Source organism: Oryzihumus leptocrescens, assembly GCF_006716205.1.
GTDB classification, from domain to species: Bacteria; Actinomycetota; Actinomycetes; order Actinomycetales; family Dermatophilaceae; genus Oryzihumus; species Oryzihumus leptocrescens.
On sequence record NZ_VFOQ01000001.1, the window covers coordinates 1,360,201 to 1,375,309 of the forward strand.

Annotated in this window: 19 protein-coding genes; 10 read left to right on the forward strand and 9 right to left on the reverse strand. The window is 72.3% G+C overall.

The genetic code is table 11. From position 1 onward, the window contains the following. Positions 1–18 precede the first annotated feature (18 nt). Complete coding sequence (locus tag FB474_RS06520) at positions 19–1,260, reverse strand: toxic anion resistance protein (RefSeq protein ID WP_141787900.1); 1,242 nt, start codon at positions 1,258–1,260, stop codon at positions 19–21. A 241-nt stretch (positions 1,261–1,501) separates the two neighbouring features. Here FB474_RS06520 and FB474_RS20680 point away from each other — a divergent pair, with 241 nt between their 5' ends. The 4 genes from FB474_RS20680 to infA all read left to right on the forward strand — a co-directional run bounded on the left by FB474_RS20680 (position 1,502) and on the right by infA (position 3,868). Beyond that, positions 1,502–1,678, forward strand: a complete 177-nt coding sequence (locus tag FB474_RS20680) for a hypothetical protein (protein ID WP_185746068.1) — start codon at positions 1,502–1,504, stop codon at positions 1,676–1,678. Between the two features lie 148 nt (positions 1,679–1,826). Beyond that, a complete protein-coding gene (locus tag FB474_RS06525; RefSeq protein WP_141787901.1) occupies positions 1,827–2,690 on the forward strand; it encodes a P-loop NTPase family protein in 864 nt (287 codons plus the stop codon). Positions 2,691–2,771: 81 nt separating this feature from the next. After that, the gene (locus tag FB474_RS06530) at positions 2,772–3,356 is read left to right on the forward strand and encodes a hypothetical protein (RefSeq protein ID WP_141787902.1); all 585 of its coding nucleotides are present in this window, start codon (positions 2,772–2,774) and stop codon (positions 3,354–3,356) included. 287 nt (positions 3,357–3,643) lie between these two features. Next, on the forward strand, positions 3,644–3,868 hold the full coding sequence (gene infA, locus FB474_RS06535) for a translation initiation factor IF-1 (RefSeq protein WP_141787903.1): 225 nt from the start codon (positions 3,644–3,646) through the stop codon (positions 3,866–3,868). 91 nt (positions 3,869–3,959) lie between these two features. On the opposite strand, the gene FB474_RS06540 is transcribed toward infA, so the two are convergent. Together FB474_RS06540 and FB474_RS06545 are read right to left on the reverse strand one after the other, a co-directional pair. After that, positions 3,960–4,469 (reverse strand): mycothiol transferase, encoded by a 510-nt coding sequence (locus FB474_RS06540; protein WP_141787904.1) that lies wholly within the window; start codon positions 4,467–4,469, stop codon positions 3,960–3,962. A 16-nt stretch (positions 4,470–4,485) separates the two neighbouring features. Beyond that, positions 4,486–5,424: an alkaline phosphatase family protein gene (locus tag FB474_RS06545; protein ID WP_141787905.1), complete on the reverse strand. Its 939-nt coding sequence runs from the start codon at positions 5,422–5,424 to the stop codon at positions 4,486–4,488. A gap of 145 nt (positions 5,425–5,569) precedes the next feature. On the opposite strand from FB474_RS06545, the gene FB474_RS06550 reads away from it, so the two are divergent. The 3 genes from FB474_RS06550 to FB474_RS06560 all read left to right on the forward strand — a co-directional run bounded on the left by FB474_RS06550 (position 5,570) and on the right by FB474_RS06560 (position 6,844). Next, positions 5,570–5,812, forward strand: coding sequence for a hypothetical protein (locus tag FB474_RS06550; RefSeq protein WP_141787906.1), 243 nt, complete (start codon positions 5,570–5,572; stop codon positions 5,810–5,812). Between the two features lie 87 nt (positions 5,813–5,899). Beyond that, positions 5,900–6,169, forward strand: a complete 270-nt coding sequence (locus FB474_RS06555) for a hypothetical protein (protein ID WP_141787907.1) — start codon at positions 5,900–5,902, stop codon at positions 6,167–6,169. 21 nt (positions 6,170–6,190) lie between these two features. Further along, on the forward strand, positions 6,191–6,844 hold the full coding sequence (locus tag FB474_RS06560) for an MBL fold metallo-hydrolase (protein WP_141787908.1): 654 nt from the start codon (positions 6,191–6,193) through the stop codon (positions 6,842–6,844). Between the two features lie 80 nt (positions 6,845–6,924). Here the strand turns inward: FB474_RS06560 and ppgK are convergent, their stop codons facing one another. Next, positions 6,925–7,686: a polyphosphate--glucose phosphotransferase gene (gene ppgK, locus FB474_RS06565; RefSeq protein ID WP_141787909.1), complete on the reverse strand. Its 762-nt coding sequence runs from the start codon at positions 7,684–7,686 to the stop codon at positions 6,925–6,927. 18 nt (positions 7,687–7,704) lie between these two features. After that, positions 7,705–8,568: a type I methionyl aminopeptidase gene (map, locus tag FB474_RS06570; protein ID WP_141787910.1), complete on the reverse strand. Its 864-nt coding sequence runs from the start codon at positions 8,566–8,568 to the stop codon at positions 7,705–7,707. Positions 8,569–8,622: 54 nt separating this feature from the next. Between map and FB474_RS06575 the strand changes: the two genes are divergently transcribed. Then, a complete protein-coding gene (locus tag FB474_RS06575) occupies positions 8,623–8,811 on the forward strand; it encodes a methionine aminopeptidase (protein ID WP_141787911.1) in 189 nt (62 codons plus the stop codon). A gap of 9 nt (positions 8,812–8,820) precedes the next feature. On the opposite strand, the gene FB474_RS06580 is transcribed toward FB474_RS06575, so the two are convergent. Further along, a complete protein-coding gene (locus FB474_RS06580; RefSeq protein WP_141787912.1) occupies positions 8,821–9,450 on the reverse strand; it encodes a class I SAM-dependent methyltransferase in 630 nt (209 codons plus the stop codon). Between the two features lie 10 nt (positions 9,451–9,460). Further along, entirely contained in the window at positions 9,461–10,771 is a 1,311-nt protein-coding gene (locus tag FB474_RS06585; protein WP_221632456.1) for an MFS transporter, read from the reverse strand. A 204-nt stretch (positions 10,772–10,975) separates the two neighbouring features. Here FB474_RS06585 and FB474_RS06590 point away from each other — a divergent pair, with 204 nt between their 5' ends. Continuing rightward, a complete protein-coding gene (locus tag FB474_RS06590; protein ID WP_141787914.1) occupies positions 10,976–12,703 on the forward strand; it encodes an FG-GAP-like repeat-containing protein in 1,728 nt (575 codons plus the stop codon). On the opposite strand, the gene FB474_RS06595 is transcribed toward FB474_RS06590, so the two are convergent. Continuing rightward, positions 12,696–13,517, reverse strand: a complete 822-nt coding sequence (locus FB474_RS06595; RefSeq protein WP_141787915.1) for a hypothetical protein — start codon at positions 13,515–13,517, stop codon at positions 12,696–12,698. The two genes, FB474_RS06590 and FB474_RS06595, sit on opposite strands and share 8 nt — an antisense overlap. A gap of 61 nt (positions 13,518–13,578) precedes the next feature. On the opposite strand from FB474_RS06595, the gene FB474_RS06600 reads away from it, so the two are divergent. Next, positions 13,579–14,106 (forward strand): 2'-5' RNA ligase family protein, encoded by a 528-nt coding sequence (locus FB474_RS06600; RefSeq protein ID WP_141787916.1) that lies wholly within the window; start codon positions 13,579–13,581, stop codon positions 14,104–14,106. On the opposite strand, the gene FB474_RS06605 is transcribed toward FB474_RS06600, so the two are convergent. Continuing rightward, positions 14,096–15,097 carry a TIGR03557 family F420-dependent LLM class oxidoreductase gene (locus FB474_RS06605; RefSeq protein ID WP_141787917.1) on the reverse strand — a complete coding sequence of 334 codons (1,002 nt, stop codon included), beginning with the start codon at positions 15,095–15,097 and terminating at the stop codon, positions 14,096–14,098. The two genes, FB474_RS06600 and FB474_RS06605, sit on opposite strands and share 11 nt — an antisense overlap. Positions 15,098–15,109 lie beyond the last annotated feature (12 nt).

Below are 15,109 nucleotides of genomic sequence, written 5' to 3' on the forward strand. Positions count from 1 at the left end.
TCTCCCTGGTGTCGCCGCTCAGCGCCGGCCGCCGGGCAGGCCCAGGTCGAGCGAGCCGTGGGTGATCCGCTCGTCCTGGCGGGACACCCGGTCGAGGTACTCCCGCGACTTGGTGACCTCGTTCTCCAGCGTGCCGATCGTGGCGGCCATCGTGTCCAGGGCCTGCACCTTGAACGTGTCGATGGCATCCATGGTCTGGTAGATGTTCTGGAACGCCGCCTGCAGCTGCGGCAGGCCGATCGTCGCCGAGGCCGCCTGCTGCTGCACCTGGACCGAGTTGTCGCGCAACATCTCCGAGGTCCGCTGGATCATGTCCGAGGTCGTCGTGTTGAGCGCGGTGATCTGGTCGAGCACGAGCTTCTGGTTGCCCAGGGCCTGGGCGACGATGACCGCGGTGCGCAGCGCCGAGACCGTGGTCGTGGAGGCCCGGTCGACGCCCTTGATCAGCTCGAGGTTGTTCTTGATGACGATGTCGATGGCCAGGTAGTTCTGGATCGACACGGCGAGCTGGGTCAGCAGGTCCTGGTGCTTCTGGCGGACGTAGAACAGGACGTCGTCGCGGACCGCGGCCGCCTTGTCGGGGTCGCTGGCCTGCAGGTCCGCGATCGCCGCCGCCAGCCGGGAGTCGAGCCGCTCGGCGACGTAGACGTACTGGTTGAGCCGGGCCATCGCGTCCCAGAGCTGCTGCTTCTCGAGGTTCAGCGCGGCGTTGTCCTTGCCGAGCTCGTCCTGCCCGTCGCGCAGGGCGTGCAGGATCGCCTCGAGGTGGCTCTGGGCGCTCTGGTAGCGCCGGAAGTAGTCGGTCATGCGGTCGCCGAAGGGGATCACGCCGAGCAGCCGGCGGGCACCCTGGGCCTGCTTCGGGTCCAGGTCCTCCACGGTGCGGCGCAGCTCGAGCAGCGTGGACCCGACCTTGGAGCCCTCGCTGAGCCCGCCCTCCTTCATCGCCCGCACCGGTGAGCTGAGCAGCCGGTTGGAGGTCTCGGCGGTGCGGCGGATGTCCTCGTCGCCCATGGTCCGCACGTCGGTGGCCTTGGCCGTGAACTCCGGGGACCGCGGGGCGGCGGCCATGAGCGAGCCCAGGTAGGCGTCGACCTTGGCGTCCAGGCCGGGCAGGGCGGCGGCCTCGACCGCGGGCGCGAGCCGCGGGGCGGTGGTGGCGGCCACCGGCTGCGGTGGCGCCGGCGCGGTCAGCGTCAGGACCGGCTCACCGGGCACGACCGCGGGCGGCTGGAGCGGGGCCTGGCTCGGTTCGGTCATCGTCGTCCTTGTCCTCGCGCGGTCACCGACCGCTGCCGATGTGCGATGTCCCCCTGTAGACGCACCGTCAATCTACGCGGATCCCCGCCTGCGGACGCCGTGATTGGCAAAGCCGCGGGGAGCCGTGCAGACAGGGTCCGTCGGCGGGTGCCGGTCCGATCCGGGACCTCCGTCCTTGATCGGGTCCGTCTACGCCATTTGGTGGAGAAGGGGCTCCTCGGTTGTGCGCACCATCCTTGGCATGGCTCCCTCGACCCAGACCCGCACCCAGACCCTGCGCCTCCGCCGTGTCGTCGCGCGCTACTGCGCGGCGTGCAAGAGCCCCTTCTCCCTGACCACCGTGCGCAGCTCCGCCGGCTGGCACGCGATGTGCACGTCCTGCGGGCGGACCACCCCGCTGGCCCGCTCCGCGACCTGACCACCTCCGGCCTTCCGCGAACCTCCTGCGACTGACCGCTCCGCGCGATCGCGCGGCCGCGCCACGGCATACCTCTCCGCCATTTCCCCGCCGGGGCGCGCGCCCCGCCACTACGGTGGCGCGTCGAGGCAGACGAGGGGAGTGGGCCGTGGCTCAGCTGGTGATGGTCGAGGGGCTGCCCGGGTCGGGCAAGTCCACCGCGTCGGCGTTCGTCGAGGGCTGGCTGGTGCGGCGGGGCATCCCGGCCCGGCGCTACGCCGAGGGCCGCGCCGACCACCCCGTCGACCTCGAGCAGGTGGCCGTCCTGACCGGCGCCCAGCTCGAGCAGGTGCTCGCGGACTTCCCCGAGGAGCGCAGCGAGCTGGCGTGCGCCGCGCAACGGCGCGACGAGGTGTGGCTGGTGCACGACCGCGAGCGGGCGCACTGGCCGGCCCGGCTACGTGAGCGGCTGCGCGCCCTGGACGCCTACGACGGCGACGTCCCGCCGCAGGTCCACACCCGCGTGCTGCAGGACGGCTGGCGGCGCTTCGCCGGCGAGGTCCGGGACGAGCAGGCGGTCTACCTCGTGGAGTGCGTGTTCCTGCAGAACCCGGTCTGCGCATTGCTCGCCCGGCACGACCGTCCGGCCGGCGAGCTCGCGGCTCACGTGCGTGCCTTGGCGGAGGCCGCGGCACCGCTGGACCCGCTGCTGGTCCACCTCGACGCCGGGGACCCCGCGCCGGTCCTGGCGGCGGCCGCCGCGCAGCGGCCACCGGAGTGGCTGGACTTCGTCATCGACTACCACGTGGGGCAGGGCTACGGGCTGGCCCACGGCCTGGACGGCTTCGACGGGCTGGTCGAGTTCATGTGCCACCGGCGTGCGGTTGAGCTGGCGCTGCTGCCCTCACTTCCGGTCCGGACGCTGAGGCTCGACGTCTCCGGCCGTGACTGGCCCGCCCGGCATGCCGAGCTGGTCGCCTTCCTGGAGGCCCACCTCACCGTTACGGCGCGAGCGGCCACTGCCGCGCGGTAGCCGGGACCTCCGGCACTGGGTCGGGCCCCGCCCACCGGCACAGGCTGGGCCGCACACGTGTGGCCGACCGGTGAGGGTGTCATGTTGATCGACAACGAGCTCGGGACCTGGGAGCGCCGCGTGGCGCTGGCCCGGGTCGTGGAGGCGCCGCCGGCGGCGACGTTCGGTGCGATCCGGCGGGTGGACTTCCTCGAGTCGCCCGTGGTCGCCGTGCCCAACCGGGCGCGGGTGCTCTTCGACCGGGTCGTCCGGCCCGGGGTGGCCGATGCCACCGTGCCCGCACGGTTCGGCTTCGAGCAGCTCGTGGCCGAGGACGGCGGGTTCCACCTGCTGGCCGAAGAGCCGGGGGAGGAGCTCGTGCTGGGCTTCGTCGGGCGCTGGTGGGAGCGGGGGTACGGGCGCATCGACTGGACGCCGGAGGAGTTCCGTGAGCTGCATCGGCCGGGGTGCGCCGTCGGCGCCTGGGGCTTCGCCGTGATGCCGTACGGCCGTGGAGGGTCGGTGCTCGTGACGGACGTGCGGGTGCGGTGCACCGACGACGAGGCGCGCCGGCACTTCCAGCGCTACTGGGCGCTGGTGGGGCCGTTCGTCACGGCGATGGGCCGACCGGTCCTGCGCCTCGTGGCGCGGGAGGCCGAGCGGGTCTCCGCCCCGGCTGCCGCCTGAGAGGGTTCCCGACCGCCCGCCGGGCGGGGTGCCGGACCGGGACGTGAGGTGGGCCACGGCGCCGCATCCGGGAACAACGGCCCTGACTGTGGTGTTATGTCCTGTGCGCGGACCATCTCGGTCCGCCTCCGTCTGCCGGGCCTGGTTGTGGTCCCCGCCGCCGGCCGGCATCGACGGGTCAATGCGCTGAGTGTCGCCGGACCGGTTCGCCCGGGTCCTCACGGTGGCACCGGAGCCTGCTCCCCGGAGTCCGGGGACGTATGCGTCGCCTACCGGAAGGATCGTGCATGTCGAAGACGAAGACTGATGCTGTTGAGGTCGAGGGCACCGTTACCGAGAGCCTCCCGAACACCATGTTCCGGGTCGAGCTGAGCAACGGACACAACGTGCTCGCCCACCTGTCCGGCCGGATGCGGCGTCACCGCATCCGTGTCATGCCGGAGGACCGAGTGGTCGTCGAGCTCAGCACCTATGACCTGACTCGCGGACGACTCGTCTACCGGCACCGCTGAGCCCGGTCACCCCGACAGCCCGTCGCGCCCGGCGCGACGGGCTGTCGTGCGTCCGGGTGCCGTGCGCGGGGGTCACGCCGCCGCACCGGCTTCACTGCGCCGCGTGGAGCCCCCGGACGTACTGTGCCTGCCCGAGGTGGGCCAGGTCGTCCCCGATGACGCTGACCAGCCGCACCGCCAGGGTCACCGGTGGGTCCCACCGCCTGTCGACGACGCGGTCCAGGTCGGCTGCCTCCGGGCTGCCCAGGAAGCGGACCGTCTGGGCGTGCACGGCGTCGTGGTAGTCGGCGAGCAGGCGACCCGAGGCGGGGCGCACCGCGGCGACCTGGTCGGCGTCGTGGCCGTACCCGGTGTCAAGCGGGTCGAACGGCAGCGCGAACTTCTCGTGCCAGCCGCCGGTGGTCCACACCTGGTCGGTGCCAGCGACCCCGGCCACGTGGTCGTCCTGGATGCGGGTCAGGTGCCAGACCAGCCACGCGACCGGGTTCGCCTTCGGCCCGGGCCGCCAGGCCAGCTCCTCGGCCGTCATCCCGGTCACGAGGTCCGCGACCCCGTCTCGGACGCGACCGAACGCGTCGAGCAGCAGCTCCTGCGGTGTCATGTCGACCTCCTCGGCCTCAACCGTCCCAGATCCCGGTCAGCGGTGCAGCCCCGGCGGCCTGGCCCACCGGCCGGGCGCCGGCCACGTCGCTGAGCATCCCCAGCACCCGGTAGTGGTCCACGCGCCCGGCGTAGGGTCCGGCGCGCACGTGCGCGCCGACCACCAGGGTGGCGACGCGGTTGTCGTGGTCGTCGTCGTCCTCGTCCCAGGTGACCACGAGCGCGCTGTTGTGCGTGGGTGCCCACTGCGCATAGCCGCCCAGGTGCCGGGCCAGCCAGGCGTCCCCCTCGGCGACGGTGCCGTCGTGCATGTCGTGGGCGAGGTTCGGCACGACGAAGGCGACGGTGGGCAGCCTGGCGGGGTCGGTGGGGAACCGGGTCATCGGCTGGTTCGCCGCGGGCGGCACGGCGGGGAAGTCCACCCACGGGTTGTGCTTGCGCGCGTAGTCCCCGGCCTGACAGCCGGTGAACCCGGCCGAGGGCAGGTCCTCGGAGTACCCCGCGAACGTGCGCCCGGCGGCGCGCAGCGACGTCGCGAGGTTGGGCCCGCTGAAGGTCAGCGGGCAGCGGTCGCTGGCCACGCCCTGGGTGGAACCGGAGAACAGCGCGAGGTAGTTGGGCTGGCTCGGGTGCGCCACGGCATACGACTGGGTGAGGGTGGCGCCGGTGCGTGCCAGGCCGTTGATGAATGGCGCATCGGGGTTGCCCAGGACCGCGCTCGCGGTGTGGTTCTCCATCACCACGACCACGACGTGGTCGAGCCGGGGGACGGCCCGGCGGGGAGGGGTCGTCGACGGTGAGGCGCCGGTGGCCGGGGACGTCGCGTCGGTGGTTGCCTCGCTCGAGGCGGGGGAGGAAGCCGCCGAGGGGGCAGGTGCCGGGCTCGTCGCCGTGCCGCCGCACCCCGCCAGCACCGCCGTGCCGAGCGCCAGCCCCACCAGTCGTCCCGCCCGCATCCCGGCACTGTAACCACGCGCCCGGCGCAGCCACGAGGACCGAAGGTCGGTGAAGTTGGCGCAAACGCCGGTGGCGCGCCGGTCCCGGAGGACATACTGCCGACGGGCGGGACTTCGGGGACACGTGTTCGTGGGAGGCGATGACGTGCGTACTGACCTTGCTCTGCTCGACAACCACCAGCTGCTGCTGGAGCTCGGCCGGGAGCGTGCCCGGGCCGAACGGCGCGGCTGCCCGACCCTGGAGATCGACTGTGCCCGCGTGCCGGCCGATCCCGGTCCGGGGTGCACCTGCCATCGGCTCCTGGCCATCGAGGCGGAGATCGAGCGGCGCCTGGGGGAGGCGCCGGCGCGGCCTACGTCATCAGGCGTAGGCCCCGTCCTGTCCTAGGACGTCTGGTGGAGTTCGGCCTCCTTCAGGGTGCCTACTTTCGGGAGAAAGGGCCGCACGGCGGCGGCTTGCGGGGAGGTCGCGCAGATGCCTGAGGAACACCGTCTGCTGAGCAACAGTCTTCTGAGCAACGGGGAGCTGCTCGTCGAGCTGGCCCGGGTCCGCAGGGAGCTCGAGCTGGGCCGGTGCCACGCCACGGAGCCCGGGGTGGCGCACTGCGACGCCGAAGCGCCGGGCCAGGAGTGCGCGTGTGCGCGGATGGCCGAGCTCGAGCGGGAGGTCGAGCTGAGGCTGACCGCCCGGATGGACGTCACGCCGGTCCGGCCGCACCGGGGCCGGGTCGCCCGTGCCGGCTGAGGTCGGCGCTATGTTGCCGGCATGCGACTGACCCACCTCGGACACGCGTGCCTGCTCGTGGAGACCGCTGACCAGCGGATCCTCATCGACCCCGGCTGCTTCAGCCCCGGGTTCGAGGAGCTGGCCGACCTCGACGGCATCCTGGTCACGCACCAGCACGACGACCACGTCGACGTCGACCGGCTGCCGCGGTTGCTCGAGCTCAACCCAGGTGCGCGGCTGCTGGTCGAGGCCCAGACCGCCGAGGTGCTGCTGGAGTCCGACATCGCCGCGCAGCACCTCGTCCCGGGTGAGCCGACGCGCGTCGGCCCGGTCGAGGTCACCCCGGTCGGGCAGCTGCACGCGCTCAACCACGACCGGGTGCCGCGCGTCGGCAACACCGGCGTGGTCCTGCGCGCCGACGGCGAGCCGAGCCTGTTCCACCCCGGCGACGCCTACGACGTCGAGCCCGGCGACGTCGACGTGCTCGCCCTGCCGCTGTCCGCGCCGTGGTGCGCGGTGCGCGACACGCTCGCCTTCGCGCGCAGCGTCGCCCCCCGGTATGCCGTGCCGGTGCACGACGCGACCCTGAGCGAGGTGGGCCGCGCGCTGTACCTGCACCACGTGAGCAGCTTCGGCCCCGAGGGCATGGAGGTGGTCGACCTCGCGGGTGGGTCGCCCCGCGAGATCGGCTGATCCCAAGGGGACTCACGCCTGGCTGGGCTGGGTGGCGCTGTCGCTGGCTGAGCTGACCCGGGCCCGCTGACTCCTGCGGGTCAGTGGCCCGGGTTGGCCGCGTGCCAGGCAGCGCCGACGATGCCGGCGCGGTTCTCCAGCTGGGCCGCGACGATCGGGGCGCGCAGGTGCAGGAGCGGCAGGAACTTGTCGGCCTTCTTGGACACGCCGCCGCCGACGACGATGAGGTCCGGCCAGAGCAGGTCCTCGAGGTGCGCGTAGTAGCGCTGCAGCCGCTGGGCCCAGTCCTCCCAGGACAGGTCCTCGTTCTCCCGGGCCGCGGAGGACGCCCGCTTCTCGGCGTCGTGGCCGTCGAGCTCGAGGTGGCCGAGCTCGGAGTTGGGCACGAGCACGCCGTGGTTGAGCAGCGCGGTGCCGATGCCGGTGCCGAGCGTGGTCATGACGACGAGGCCGGCGACGCCGCGGGCCGCGCCGTAGTGCAGCTCGCCCACCCCGGCCGCGTCGGCGTCGTTGACCACCGTGACCGAGCGGCCCAGCTTGTCCGAGAGCAGGTGCGCCGCGTCGGTGCCGATCCACGACGGGTCGATGTTGGCGGCGGTGCGCACGACGCCGCCGACGACGACGGCGGGCACGGTGACGCCGATGGGGGAGTCGCCCGTGGCGTCCTCGAAGTGCTCGGCGATCTTGGCGACCACCTCTGCGCACGCCTCCGGCGTGGACAGCTCGGGGGTCTCGATGCGCAGCCGGTCGGCGGCGAACTCACCGGTGGCGAGGTCGACGGGGGCACCCTTGATGCCGCTGCCGCCGATGTCGATACCAAGCGGGTGGTGCGTGCGGGACATCGTTGTCCTTTCTCGCGCTCAGGGCAGGGTGAGGATCTCGGTGCCCGTGTCGGTGACCAGGATCGTGTGCTCGAACTGCGCCGACCGCTTGCGGTCGCGGGTGACCACGGTCCACTGGTCGTCCCACATCTCCCACTCGTGGGTGCCGAGGTTGAGCATCGGCTCGACGGTGAACGTCATGCCGGGCTCGATGACCGTGTTGTAGGCCGGCGCCGCGTCGTAGTGCGGCACCACCAGCCCGGAGTGGAACGCGGTGCCGATGCCGTGGCCGGTGAAGTCACGCACCACGCCGTAGCCGAACCGCTTGGCGTAGCTCTGGATCACCCGGCCGATGATGTTGATCTCCCGGCCCGGGACGGCCGCCTTGATGCCGCGCATCATCGCCTCGTGGGTGCGCTCGACGAGCAGGCGGGACTCCTCGTCGACGTCGCCGCACAGGTAGGTCGCGTCGGTGTCGCCGTGGACGCCGTCGATGAAGGCGGTGATGTCGATGTTGACGATGTCGCCGTCCTCGAGCCGGCGGTCGTCGGGGATGCCGTGGCAGATGACCTCGTTGACGCTGGTGCACAACGACTTGGGGAAGCCGCGGTAGCCCAGGGTCGAGGGGTAGGCGCCGTGGTCGAGCAGGAACTCGTGGCCGACCCGGTCGATCTCGTCGGTGGTGACACCGGGCGCGATGACCTTGGCCGCCTCGGCCATGGCCTGGGCGGCGATGCGGCCGGCGACGCGCATCTTCTCGATCGTCTCGGCGTCCTTGACCTCCGGGCCGTCGTACTTCGCCGGTGCCGGCCGGTCGACGTACTCCGGGCGGGCGATGGAGGCGGGCACCGGACGACGCGGACTGATCGTGCCGGGTGCGACGGTTGCGTAGGTCAGCGGCATACGGTGGAGTCTAGGCACGGCCACCGCGGTCGGGCGCACACGGGAGGGTGACCAATGGCTTACTGGTTCAACGTCGACAAGGGCACGGTCGAGGACGACAGCAGCAAGAGCCCCGGCGACCAGCTGCTGGGGCCCTACACGACCCAGGACGAGGCCACGCGCGCGCTCGAGCACGCCCGGGAGAACACCGAGAAGTGGGACGCCGAGGACAAGGCCTGGGACGACGCCGGCCTGGAGGACTGAGCCGGCGCCCTACGTGAGTGTGTGGACGCTGACCGCGTAGCCGGCGTCCGCACGCCACGGCTCCCGGTCCCACGTGGCGAACCGGTCGACCAGCTCCAGGCCCGCGTTGGCGCAGGCCAGGTCGAAGTCGGCCAGCGGGGTGACCGGGCAGCGCGGGGGCAGGTGGCCCGCGTCGAGGCCGAACCCGGTGACCAGCAGGCCGTCGAGGACCAGGTGGGTGGTCAGCCGGCTCACCGCGGCCGTCAGGGTGCCCGGCGCCAGCAGCGGCACCACGTTGCCCGCCACGACGGCCAGGTCGAAGCGCTGGGCCTCGCCCTCGGCGCGCAGGTCCAGCGTGGCCAGGTCGGCGAGCACCCACGGCAGGGCGGGCGCGCTGCGCCGGGCCACCGCCAGCATCGAGGCGTCGACGTCGGCGCCGACGCAGTCGTAGCCGAGCTCGGCCAGCCGGATGGCCACCCGGCCGGTGCCGCAGCCGGCGTCGAGGACGCGGGCCGGTGGCGGCAGCAGGGTGGCGCAGAAGGTCGCCTCGCCGTGCACGTCGCGACCTGAGGCGGCCAGCTCGGCGAACCGGGCGGCATACCCCTCGCCGGTGACGTCACCGGCGATCTCGGACCAGCGGGTGCGGGGTGTCTCGCTCACCCCGCCCACTCTAGGTGGCCGCCTCCGTCGCGGGGCCGGCCTCGCGCGCCTCCCGGACCCGACGCTCGTGCAGCGCGTGCTCGTCGGTGCGGGCGTCGTAGGCCCAGAACCCGCGCAGCCACGCCGCGGTCACGGCGACGCCGGCGACGCACAGGACACCCCCGCTGGTGATCGAGGCGCGCACGCCGAACCGGTCCGCCACGAGGCCGGCACGGGCCTGGCCGCCGAGCGGGCCGAGGGAGTAGGAGAGCATCTCGATGCCGGCGAGGCGCCCGCGCATGGAGTCCGGGATCGTCTGGTGCCAGATGGTGCCGCGGAAGATGCCGCTGACCATGTCGGCGGCGCCGGCGAGGGCGAAGCAGGCCAGGACCAGCCACAGGTTGGTGGTCAGGCCGGCCAGCGCGACCGCGGCGCCCCACGTGGCGGCCGCGAGGACCACCGCGCGCCCGTGGTGGTGGACCCGGGCGGTCCAGCCGGACGTCGCCGTGGCCAGCAGGCTGCCGACCGTGCCGACCGAGATGAGCAGCCCGTAGGCGCTCGGCGCGTGCAGCACGGTGGCCGCCAGCGCGGGGTAGAGCACCGTCGGCATCGCCAGGAACATCGCCACGATGTCGATGAGGTAGGTGCCCATGAGGTCCTTGCGCCGGACCGCGTAGTGCAGCCCCTCGACGATCCCCTTCAGGCTCGGCGGGTTGCTGCGGTCGGTCGCCGGGTAGCGCCGGAGCCGGGCGAACAGCAGGCAGGCGATGACCATGCCCGTGACGTCGATGGCGTAGCACCAGGTCACGCCGACCGCCTGGATCAGCACACCGCCGAGGGCCGGGCCGGCGAGCAGGCCGATCTGCATGCCGAGGGAGGACAGGGCGACTGCGGCGGACAGCTGCTGGTGGCGCACCGTGCGCGGGATGAGGGCCTCGCGTGAGGGCCGCTGCAGCGACTGGGCCGCCGAGAGCATCGCGCCGATGAGGTAGATGGTCCACACCTGCGGGTGCGGCAGCGAGGCGTTGAGCACCAGGCCCAGGGTCAGCACGGCCTGGGCGATGCCGGTGCCGAGGACCATGGTGCGCCGGTCGACGTGGTCGGCCAGGGCGCCGCCATAGAGGCCGAAGACCACCAGCGGCACCAGCTCGATGATGCCGAGCAGGCCGACGGCGAAGTTGGAGTGCGTCAGGTGGTACAGCTGGAACGGCACCGCGACGTAGCTGACCATGCCGCCGAGGTAGAAGACCGTGCCGGCCCAGAACAGCAGCCGGAAGTCGCGCGACTCGCGCAGCGGTGTCGTGTCGACCCGCAGGCGGGCCAGGCGTTCCCGAAGACTCACGGCCGCGATGATCCCAGACAGCCGGTATGCCGGTCGCCCGACTTTCCTTTTCCGACAGGGCGAAGGTGGCGGGTCACGGCCCAGGCAACGTCTCAGCGGGGGACCTCAGCACGATCCGCGCCGTGCCGATGAGGCCCCGGGATCCGATCGCCGGCTCTCGCTCGTGGCGCCGATGGGACAGCCACCTGCACCAAAGGGGGATTCATGTTGCGCCAGATCGTGGCGACGGTGGCGGCTGCCCTGGCAGCAGGACTCGGCACCGGAGCGCCCGCCGAAGGTCTGTCTTACCCAGCGAGGCCGGCGCAGGGGATCAGTCGTTCCGTGGCGGCGGCGGACGATGGTGGTGGCCTGCTCATGCTGACGTTCTCGAACGACGTGATGCGGCTGCTCTCCGCGATCAGCACGGATGGGGCAACCCTGGTGCCCAACAGGGGGCAGCTGCCGTACGCCGACCCTCGCGGACGTGGTGTCCGAGACCCTTCCGTCGTTCGGGCGGGAGATCGGTTCATGGTCGCCTACACCAGCCCACCCCTTCGTTCCTATCTGGCCGCGACCACGTCGTGGGCACTGGCCTCCTCAGTGGACCTTGACCACTGGCACTTCGAGACCGATGTGCCGATGACCGCCATCCCCGGGGTGACGCACGTCTGGGCGCCGGACCTGTTCACCGATGACGATGGCGCGGTCTACAGCTACGTGGCGGTCTCGACCGACGGTGCCAGGTCATTCCAGACGTACGTCATGAAGGCGCTGGACGCCGGCCTGAGGAGGTGGAGCGCTCCGGTGCTTCTCTCCGGACTGGGGGCGAACACCATTGATGCCACTGTCCGCCGCGTCGGTGACCGCTATGTCATGTTCGTCAAGGACGAGACCACCAAGACGATCAGTCGGGCGTGGGCGACGACGCCTATGGGGCCGTTCACCCTCGACCGAACCGGAAACTGGATGGGCATCGCCGGCACTCCGGTCGAGGGTCCCGCGCTCGTGCACATGCCGGGTGGGGGTTTCCGGTTGTACTACGACGCCTACACCGCCAACCAGCTGCGGTTCGTCGACTCCAGCGACCTCGACTCCTGGAGCACCCCCCATGTCCTGGCCTACCCGTGGCCGAACGCGAGGCACCTCGGCGTGCTGGCCTTGTCGAGCCAGGACCTCACAGCCCTGAGCTCGGCCCCGCCCGCGTGGCCGGACCTGACCGCGGACAACGTGGCTGACGTCCTTGGCCGTGATGGGGCTGGGCGGTTGTGGCTGTATCCCGGGGATGGCCGGGGTGGGTGGTTGGCGCGTCGTCAGGTGGGGTCTGGTTGGCAGGGCTTCACCGCGGTGTTTGGTGCCGGTGATGTCAGTGGTGATGGTCGTGCTGACGTGCTGGCGCGGGATGGGGCTGGGCGGTTGTGGCTGTATCCGGGGGATGGCCGGGGTGGGTGGTTGGCGCGTCGTCAGGTGGGTTCTGGTTGGCAGGGCTTCACCGCGGTGTTTGGTGCCGGTGATGTCAGTGGTGATGGTCGTGCTGACGTGCTGGCGCGGGATGGGGCTGGGCGGTTGTGGCTGTATCCGGGGGATGGCCGGGGTGGGTGGTTGGCGCGTCGTCAGGTGGGTTCTGGTTGGCAGGGCTTCACGCGCGTCGTCGGCGGTGGCGACCTGACCGGCGACGGTGTCCCGGATGTCCTGGCCCGTCAGGCGAACGGGACGCTGTGGCTCTACCCCGGCGACGGACAAGGAGGCTGGCAGTCAAGGAGACAGGTGGGCGCGGGGTGGCAGGCCTTCGACACGTTCGTGGTTGTCAGTGACCTGACTGCGGACGGGGCCCCGGACGTGGTGGCGCGTGATCGTGCCGGGCGACTGTGGCTGTACCAGGGTGACGGTCAGGGAGGCTGGTTGTCCCGGAGGCAGGTCGGTTCTGGATGGCAGGTCTTCACTGCCATCACCTGATTGCCTCCTGGTGGCCTGAGCCGTGGGCGTGGGCCGCCAGCCAGGTGGCGCCGGACGCCAGTGCGGCCCCGGTCGCGCCACCGACCGCCATCGCGACGGAGGCGGCGCCGAGCGCATGGCCACCGTCGCCCGCGTGTGCTGCCAGCGCCGCGGCGGACCCGCCAACGGCGGTCGCACCGAGCACGAGGAGGGCGCGCCACCAGGAGGTCGTCAGCCGGGGGCGGGGCGGTCCGAGTGAGCCGTCGAGGTGGATGAGCACCGGCAGGGTCGTGGCCAGACACAGGGACATGGCGGCCACGGCTCCCCAGACGGTCTCGGCGAGGAACAGGGCCATCAGGCCCACGGCGGACCAGCCGAGGCACACCACCACACCGAGGACGGCGGACACCCCGATGTGGGTGAGCGGCCGGCCCGCGGTGGGGGTCGTCGGGACCTGTCGCCGGGCGCGCAGCCACAGCAGGACCACGCCCGCGACCAGGCAGGCGAGGGCGGCCAGCAGGACCGCGCCGATGAGCCACGAGCGTCCCTCGCTCTGATAGGCGTGGACGCTGCCCTCGAGCGAACAGGTGACCCGTGGTGGGAAGAAGCGGGTCTCGCTCGTGTAGGCGCCCGATGCGCCGGCGCTGCTGATGCCGCCGGTGGAGTCCAGGGCGCACTGCTCGGCGGGGTCGAACCAGCCCGGCCCGTCGAGGCTCGCCGAGGCGACCAGCAGGGCGAAGACGCCGAGGCCCAGGAGCCAGGCCCCCGGAGCCTCCCGGTCCCGCGCGGGCGTGTACGGCACGGAGGGGCGTCGTGGCATACCGGTCCGGGTCACCGGCCTATCCTGACCCGAGGCAGCGGCGGGCGCGCGAGGACGCGCGAAGGGGTGGGTGGCGATGGTGTTCGAGGCGGGGCAGACCGGGGTGGTCGTGCCGGTGCCGGCAGCCGAGCCGCTGGTGTCGGCGTGGCGCGCCCGGTTCGACCGGTCGGCGCCGCTGGGCGTGCCGGCGCACGTGACCGTGCTCTACCCGTTCCTGCCGCGGGAGCGGGTCGACGCCGCGGTCCTGGCCGACCTGGCCGCGATCTGCCGGCGGGTGGGGTCGGTGGAGGTGACCTTCCGGCGGACCGGCTGGTTCGACGGGGCCGGCGTCCTGTGGCTCGACCCCGAGCCGGCGGCGCCGTTCGTCTCGCTCACCGAGGCGATCGCTGCGCGATGGCCGGAGGCGCAGCCGTACGGCGGGGTCCACCACGAGGTGGTCCCGCACCTGACCGTGGCCGAGGCGGCCCCGCCGCAGGAGGTGGAGCGGATGCAGGACGAGCTCGCCGCCGCCCTGCCGCTGCGGAGCTTGGTCGACCACGCCTGGCTCTACGGGTTCGACGGCCAGGCGTGGTCGCCGGTGCGGGCGCTGCCGCTCAGCGGGTGAGCTTGGGGAGCACGTCGCGGCCGAAGACCTCGATCCACTCGGCCTGGTTGCGCCCGACGTTGTGCAGGTAGATCCGGTCGAAGCCGAGGTCGACGAACCGCTGGATGTAGGCCCGGTGCTCGTCGGGGTCGGAGGAGATGACCATGCGGCCCTCGAAGTCCTCGGGGCGCACGAGCTTGGCCATCTGCGCGAAGTCGTGCGGGCTGCGGATGTCGGCCTTGGGGAACTTCATGCCGCCGTTGGGCCACTCGGTCAGCGCGTTGGACAGGGCCTCCTCGTCGGTGGCCGCCCACGACATGTGCAGCTGCAGCACCTTGGGCATGGTGTCGGGGTCCTTGCCGGCCTCGCGGGCGCCCTCGGCGAACTTGGCGAAAAGGCCCTCGATCTTCTCCAGCGGCGCGCCGACGGTGATGATGCCGTCGGCGAGCTTGCCGGTCTTCTTCGCGTTGATCGGGCCGGCGGTGGCGACGAGCACCGGGGGAGCGACCTCCGGCATGGTCCACAGCCGGCTCGTCTCCATGGTGAAGAACTCGCCCTTGTGCTTGATGTCCTTGCCCGCGATCGAGGCGTCGAAGAGCTTCTTGATCAGCTCGATGGCCTCGAACATGCGGCGGCTGCGCTCTCCGGCCTCGGGCCAGTAGCCCCCGATGACGTGCTCGTTGAGCGCCTCGCCGGAGCCGACGCCGAGCCAGGAGCGGCCGGGGTACATCGCCTCCAGCGTCGCCGCGGCCTGGGCGACCATCGCCGGGTGGAAGCGGAAGGACGGGCAGGTCACGCCCGGGCCCATGTCGCCGCGGGTGCGCTCGCCGACGGCGGTGAGGACGTTCCAGACGAAGGCCGCCTGGCCCTGCTGGGGCACCCACGGCTGGAAGTGGTCGGCGGCCATGCAGCCGGAGAAGCCGTGCTCCTCGGCCAGCGCGGTGAGGTCGACGACCTCGCTCGGGTGGAACTGCTCCAGCATCGCGGCGTAGCCGAACGTCAGGTCGCTCATGGGCACACGCTA

Coding starts and splice junctions, on each gene's coding strand:
- FB474_RS06520 (WP_141787900.1), bottom strand. CDS start 1,260: ATGACCGAACCGAGCCAGGCCCCGCTCCAGCCGCCCGCGGTCGTGCCC.
- FB474_RS20680 (WP_185746068.1), top strand. CDS start 1,502: ATGGCTCCCTCGACCCAGACCCGCACCCAGACCCTGCGCCTCCGCCGT.
- FB474_RS06530 (WP_141787902.1), top strand. CDS start 2,772: ATGTTGATCGACAACGAGCTCGGGACCTGGGAGCGCCGCGTGGCGCTG.
- infA (WP_141787903.1), top strand. CDS start 3,644: ATGTCGAAGACGAAGACTGATGCTGTTGAGGTCGAGGGCACCGTTACC.
- FB474_RS06540 (WP_141787904.1), bottom strand. CDS start 4,469: ATGACACCGCAGGAGCTGCTGCTCGACGCGTTCGGTCGCGTCCGAGAC.
- FB474_RS06545 (WP_141787905.1), bottom strand. CDS start 5,424: ATGCGGGCGGGACGACTGGTGGGGCTGGCGCTCGGCACGGCGGTGCTG.
- FB474_RS06555 (WP_141787907.1), top strand. CDS start 5,900: ATGCCTGAGGAACACCGTCTGCTGAGCAACAGTCTTCTGAGCAACGGG.
- FB474_RS06560 (WP_141787908.1), top strand. CDS start 6,191: ATGCGACTGACCCACCTCGGACACGCGTGCCTGCTCGTGGAGACCGCT.
- ppgK (WP_141787909.1), bottom strand. CDS start 7,686: ATGTCCCGCACGCACCACCCGCTTGGTATCGACATCGGCGGCAGCGGC.
- map (WP_141787910.1), bottom strand. CDS start 8,568: ATGCCGCTGACCTACGCAACCGTCGCACCCGGCACGATCAGTCCGCGT.
- FB474_RS06575 (WP_141787911.1), top strand. CDS start 8,623: ATGGCTTACTGGTTCAACGTCGACAAGGGCACGGTCGAGGACGACAGC.
- FB474_RS06590 (WP_141787914.1), top strand. CDS start 10,976: ATGTTGCGCCAGATCGTGGCGACGGTGGCGGCTGCCCTGGCAGCAGGA.
- FB474_RS06600 (WP_141787916.1), top strand. CDS start 13,579: ATGGTGTTCGAGGCGGGGCAGACCGGGGTGGTCGTGCCGGTGCCGGCA.
- FB474_RS06605 (WP_141787917.1), bottom strand. CDS start 15,097: ATGAGCGACCTGACGTTCGGCTACGCCGCGATGCTGGAGCAGTTCCAC.